Source organism: Spirillospora sp. NPDC046719, assembly GCF_040645715.1.
Classification (GTDB): domain Bacteria; phylum Actinomycetota; class Actinomycetes; order Streptosporangiales; family Streptosporangiaceae; genus Spirillospora.
Genome location: NZ_JBEYYT010000540.1, coordinates 1 through 5426, shown reverse-complemented (window position 1 = coordinate 5426; position 5426 = coordinate 1). Strand labels below are relative to the sequence as shown.

Here is a 5426-nt window from a genome sequence, read left to right as displayed (position 1 = left end):
GCGGGGGCCCGGGTAGCGCTCCCCCATCCCCCCCCGCGCCCCGGGGAAGCCCCCCCCCCCCCCGCCCGGGCGGGGGGTCCAGCAGCGCCGCCGCGCGGCGCGGGGCCCCCGGCGCCGGGCGGGCGGATGCCTCACCGGCGGTGGACGCCGCCGGGGACGCGGTCATCCCTTGATCGCCGTCCATGCCTGCGTCCACTTGGTGTAGTCGACGCACATGACGTTGTTGCGGCCGTCCAGGCACTGGGCGATCGGCGTCGTCCAGAAGTGCACCTTGGAGAAGTAGGTCTCGTCGGTGGCGTGGAAGGTGTCGCAGAACTTCTTGTCCGCGGTCTCCTGGCAGGCCTTGGCGTTCGCCGGGGCCTCACCGAACCACTCGGCGACCTGCGCGTTCGCCTTCGGGGACACGATGTAGTTCATCCACTGGTAGGCGCAGTTCGGGTGCTTGGCCTTCGCCGCGACCATCCAGGTGTCCGACCAGCCGGTCGAGCCCTCCTTCGGCACGATCGCCTTCACGGGCGCCTTCGCGGCCTCCACGTAGTTCGTGATGACCTGCCAGGTCGTGCCGAGCAGGGTGTCGCCGCTCTTGAACGACTGGACGGCCTTGGTGTAGTCGGACCAGTACTCGCCGATGATGCCCCGCTGCTGCTTCAGCAGCGCCACGGAGGCGTCGAACTGCTTCTGGTCGAGCGCGTACGGGTCCTTGATGCCGAGCTCGGGGCGGGCCGACATCAGGTAGAGCGCCGCGTCGGCGATGTAGATCGGCGAGTCGTAGGCGGTGACCTTGCCCTTGTACGGGGAGTTGGCGTCGAACACCGCGCCCCACGAGTCGGGGGCCTGCTTCACCTTGTCGGTGCGCCACATCAGCAGGTTGGCGCCGCGGCCGTGCGGGATGCCGTAGGCCACGTTGTTCACCGAGTTCCACGGCTTGTTCTTCAGCCCGGCGAAGATGTCGGCGTAGTTCGGCACGAGCGCGGTGTTGACCGGGGCGACGCTGCCGGACGCGATGAGCCGCAGCGACGCGTCGCCGGACGCCGAGACCGTGTCGTACTGGCCGGTCTTCATCAGCGCGACCATCTCGTCCGAGGTGCCGGCGATCTTGGTGTTGACCTTGCAGCCGGTCTGCTTCTCGAACGGGTGGACCCAGTCGACCGTCTTCTCGTTGGAGCCGTCCTCGGCGTACCCGGCCCAGGCGACCAGGTTGACCTGGCCCTCGCCCTGGCCGAGCGACTTCTGCATCGGGACCTTCGGGACCGTGAAGCCGCCCTGCCCGGCTCCGGACGCCTTGTCTCCCGAGTCGCCGCCGCAGCCGGCGGCGGCCAGTCCGATCGCCAGCGTCGCCGCGGCGGCGAGCGCCATGCGCGTGGACCACATGAGGAACTCCTCTTTAGTTGGGGGTTTTCGCGGAGGTTTCAGTGCTCGGTGCGGCCCCGGCGACCCGGAACTCGTGCGCCGCCTGCCAGCCGACCCGGACGCGGGCGCCGCGGTGGCGGGTCGCCTCCGCCGGGGACGCCGCGAGGTTCTGCCGGAGCGCGACGACTCGGTCGCCGGATTCCAGGTCCACCACGAACCTCGTGACGGCGCCCGCGTAGACGACCTCGGCGATGGTGCCCTCGGCGTGCCGGTCCCCCGCCGGCCCGCCCGTCCCGCCGTCCGGCGCGGCGCCCTCGCCGTCGCCGGGGGCGCCGCCGCCGTCGAGGATGCGCACGTGCAGCTTCTCCGGCCGCACGCAGACGTCCCCGATCCGGTTGGTCGTGCCGACGAAGCCGGCCACGAACTCGGTCGCCGGGTGCTCGTACACCTCGGCGGGCGTGCCGACCTGCTGGACGCGGCCGCCGTCGAGGACCGCGATGCGGTCGCTGAGGGTCAGCGCCTCCTCCTGGTCGTGCGTGACGAACACGAACGTGATGCCGGCGCGGCGCTGGATCGTCTTCAGCTCGACCTGCATCTCCTCGCGCAGCTTCAGGTCGAGGGCGCCGAGCGGCTCGTCCAGCAGCAGCACCTTCGGCTCGTTGACCAGCGCGCGCGCCAGCGCGACCCGCTGGCGCTGCCCGCCCGACAGCTCGCTGGGCCGGCGCGCCTCGAAGCCGTCGAGCCGGACGCTGCGCAGCGCCTCGAGCGCCCGCTCGCGGCGCTTCGCCTTCGGGACCCGCCGCACCTTCAGCCCGTACTCGACGTTGCGGAGCACGTCCAGGTGCGGGAACAGCGCGTAGTCCTGGAAGACGGTGTTGACGTCGCGGTCGAACGGGGCGAGGCCCGTGACGTCGCGGCCGGCCAGCTCGACCGTCCCGGACGTCGGGCGCTCGAAGCCCGCGATGAGCCGCAGCACGGTGGTCTTGCCGGATCCGGACGGACCGAGCATCGAGAAGAACTCGCCGTCCCCGATGTCGAGGTCGACGCCCGCCACCGCCTCGACGGCACCGAAGGTCTTGCGCAGATCGCGGATCCTCACCGCTGTAGCCGGCATGAACGAAAACATATGGAGTCATAGGTTTTAGTTCAAGTGACGATCCGGTATCACTGAGTCAACGGGGAGAGGGGGCCCATGGACGGTGCGGAGGGCGCACGCCTCGTCGTGTTCGCCCCGGTCGACAACACCGCCCGGGTCGACGCCGTGGTCCGGCGGATCGGCGACGCCATCGCGCTCGGCCTCCTCGACGACGGGGAGCAGCTGCCCAGCGAGACCGATCTCGCCGGACATCTCGGGATATCGACGGTAACTCTACGCGAAGCGCTGATGGCCTTGCGTCAGCAGGGGCTGATCGAGACCCGGCGCGGCCGGGGCGGCGGCAGCTTCGTGCGCGCCCCGGCGCGCACGTTCGACCTCGACGAGCGGCTCCTCCCGCTGTCCGCCGAGGAACTGCGCGACCTCGGCGACCACTACGCCGCGATCGCCGGCGCCGCCGCCCGGCTGGCCGCCCGCCGCTCGCTGCCCGGCGACGTCGACCGGCTGCGCCGCTCCCTCGCCGAGATGGCCCGCCCGGACGCCGCGCCCCGGATGTGCCGGCTGGACGGCCGGCTGCACCTGGAGATCGCCGCCGCGTCCCAGTCCGTCCGGCTCACCCGCGAGGAGATCCGGCTGCAGGCCGACATCGGGCCGCTCATCTGGGCCGTCCACGACGAGCCGGGCGCCCGCCGGGCCGTGCACGCCCAGCACGCCCGGATCGTCGACGCCGTCGAGCGGGGCGAGGAGGACCGGGCCCGGGATGTCGCTGAAAGTCACGTCGCGAATGCGATAGAACGTCTGATTGACCGACGGCTCACCCTCTGACCCGAGGTGGACCCCCATGCCCCCCGAGCCACCGTCCGCCGGTGCGGCGGCGGACCGCGTGCACGCGACCCTCGACGCCGTCTTCGGCACGGTCGCCGAGATCCGCGACGCCTCGGCGCGGCTGCTGCGGGAGGTGCGCGGCGCCGGCCGCGTCCCGGCCCGCGCCGACCTCGCCGCCCTGCGCCCCCTGCTGCTCCCCCGGCTCGGCCCGCTGGTGTGCGGCCTCGGCTTCATCGCCGCGCCCCGGCTGCTCGCCGACGCCGCCTGGTACCTGGAGTGGTGGCAAGCGGGCCCTGCCGGCCCGTCCCAGCTGCTGCGCGACCTGAACCCCGAGAGCAGCGCCCTGTACGACTACACCGCCTGGGACTGGTTCACCGGCCCGGAGGGCGGCGCCGAGAAGACCGTCTGCGGCCCCTACGTCGACTACCTGTGCAGCGACGAGTACGTCCTCACGCTGTCGGCCCCGGTCCGCGTGGACGGGGAGTTCGCCGGCGTCGCCGCCGCGGACGTGTTCGCCCGCACCTTCGAGCACGAGGTCGTCCCGGTGCTGCGCGAGATCCCCGCGCCCGCCTTCGTGGTCAACGCCCCTGGCCGCGTGATGGCGTCCAACACCGCCACGTGGCCTCCCGGCGCCGTCTACCGCGGCCGCCCCGGCCACACCGCCCACCCCTGCGGCGACCTCTCCCTGAGCCTGATCACGGCCGCGTAGGCCGCACGGGGCGCCGGCTCAGTCGGCGTCGGGCAGGCCCAGGGCGAAGGCCGCGTCGAGGTCGTGCTTGGAGTAGGTGCGGAACGCGATGTGGGTCTCGGTGCCGAGGACCCCGGGGACCTTGTTGACCCGGCCCGGGATCACGTCGTTGAGCTCGTCGTGGCGGCGGACGCGGACCATCGCCATCAGGTCGTGCTCGCCGGTGACCGAGTAGACCTCGCTGACCCCGTCCAGCGCGGCGATCGTCTCGGCCACCTCGTGGATGCGCGCGACGTCGGCCTTGACGAACACGATCGCTGTGACCACTGGGCCCCTCCCCTGAGTTCGGACGCCCCCGACTCTACTCAGGTGCGGCTCAGGGCCGCGATGCGGCGGGTGCGGCCCGCGCGGCGGGCCAGCAGCGCGAACAGCACGCCGGCGGAGAAGCCGTAGATGTGCGCCGTGTAGGCGACGCTGCTCTCCTCGTCGCCCAGCGACAGCCACTGCAGGATGAACCAGTAGCCGAGCACCACCCAGACGGGCAGCCGCAGGACGATGATCGGCGGCACGTAGCTGACGACGCGGCCGCGCGGGTTGAGGATCACGTAGGCGCCCATCACCCCGGCGATCGCGCCGGACGCGCCGATGAGCGGGACCGTGGAGTCGGGCGAGGTCCAGGCGAAGCCGTACACGGCGATGAGCCCGAACGCCAGGTAGCTGAGCAGGAAGCGCCATCGCCCGAGGCGGTCCTCGACGCCCATGCCGACGACGAAGAGGAAGACCAGGTTGCCGAGCAGGTGCATCGCGCCGGAGTGCAGGAACATCGAGGTGAACGCCGACGTCCACGGCGCCTTGTGGTACCCGTCGGGCCCGCACTGGCTCGTGATGTCGGTCGGCAGCGGCTGCTGGTCGCCGGTGGTCAGCTCCTTGGGCACGGCGCCGTACTGGTAGGTGAACTCGGCGGCCTTGCACTCGCGGACGGCGCCCTTGCCGTACCAGGTGGCGAAGTTCGACATCGGGGTCATGAGGAACACCACGACGTTCACCGCGACCAGCAGGTACGTCACCCACGGGACGCGCCGCGCGGGCTGGCTGTCGTAGAGAGGCAGGGCCATGCGGGGTCGTCCTCTCCGGGCGCGGGGTGTCCACCGTCACCTTAGTGGGCGGCCCGGCCCGTCAGCGCCTTCCCTGGCGCGCTTCGGGGTCGTGGCTCGTGTAGGCGTTGTCGATCCAGGCGCGCAGGCCCTCGGCGCCGTGCGCCGGGCACGTCCAGGCGCCGTCCAGCTCGACGAGCCGGACGCCCGGCAGGTCGAGCCAGCGCAGCACGCACTCCATCTCCTCGGCGGTGGCGCCGGACGACGGCGGCGCGCCGAGCGCCACGCCGCCGGGGGCGCCGCCGGCGGGCGGGAAGACGGTCTCGGCGGTGGCGATGAGGGCGTCGACGTAGGGGCGGGGGTGGGCGCGCGAGAT

6 protein-coding genes and 1 pseudogene are annotated in these 5426 nt (G+C 72.4%); 2 read left to right on the top strand and 5 right to left on the bottom strand.

Going from position 1 to position 5426, the window contains the following annotated elements; genetic code table 11:
• Positions 1-162: 162 nt before the first annotated feature.
• Both ABZ914_RS45420 and ABZ914_RS45415 read right to left on the bottom strand, forming a co-directional pair.
• Positions 163-1371, bottom strand: coding sequence for an ABC transporter substrate-binding protein (locus ABZ914_RS45420; protein WP_500200888.1), 1209 nt, complete (start codon positions 1369-1371; stop codon positions 163-165).
• 13 nt (positions 1372-1384) lie between these two features.
• Positions 1385-2464 carry an ABC transporter ATP-binding protein gene (locus tag ABZ914_RS45415; protein WP_500200887.1) on the bottom strand — a complete coding sequence of 360 codons (1080 nt, stop codon included), beginning with the start codon at positions 2462-2464 and terminating at the stop codon, positions 1385-1387.
• 78 nt (positions 2465-2542) lie between these two features.
• Between ABZ914_RS45415 and ABZ914_RS45410 the strand changes: the two genes are divergently transcribed.
• Positions 2543-3268 carry a FadR/GntR family transcriptional regulator gene (locus ABZ914_RS45410; RefSeq protein WP_500200886.1) on the top strand — a complete coding sequence of 242 codons (726 nt, stop codon included), beginning with the start codon at positions 2543-2545 and terminating at the stop codon, positions 3266-3268.
• 16 nt (positions 3269-3284) lie between these two features.
• Positions 3285-3977 (top strand): cache domain-containing protein, encoded by a 693-nt coding sequence (locus ABZ914_RS45405; protein WP_387028909.1) that lies wholly within the window; start codon positions 3285-3287, stop codon positions 3975-3977.
• Between the two features lie 18 nt (positions 3978-3995).
• Here the strand turns inward: ABZ914_RS45405 and ABZ914_RS45400 are convergent, their stop codons facing one another.
• The 3 genes and pseudogenes from ABZ914_RS45400 to ABZ914_RS45390 all read right to left on the bottom strand — a co-directional run.
• The gene (locus tag ABZ914_RS45400; protein WP_151593712.1) at positions 3996-4283 is read right to left on the bottom strand and encodes an Lrp/AsnC family transcriptional regulator; all 288 of its coding nucleotides are present in this window, start codon (positions 4281-4283) and stop codon (positions 3996-3998) included.
• A gap of 38 nt (positions 4284-4321) precedes the next feature.
• Entirely contained in the window at positions 4322-5071 is a 750-nt protein-coding gene (locus ABZ914_RS45395) for a rhomboid family intramembrane serine protease (protein WP_190867319.1), read from the bottom strand.
• 61 nt (positions 5072-5132) lie between these two features.
• Positions 5133-5426 (bottom strand): annotated as a pseudogene (locus ABZ914_RS45390) (DEDD exonuclease domain-containing protein); the annotation flags it as partial.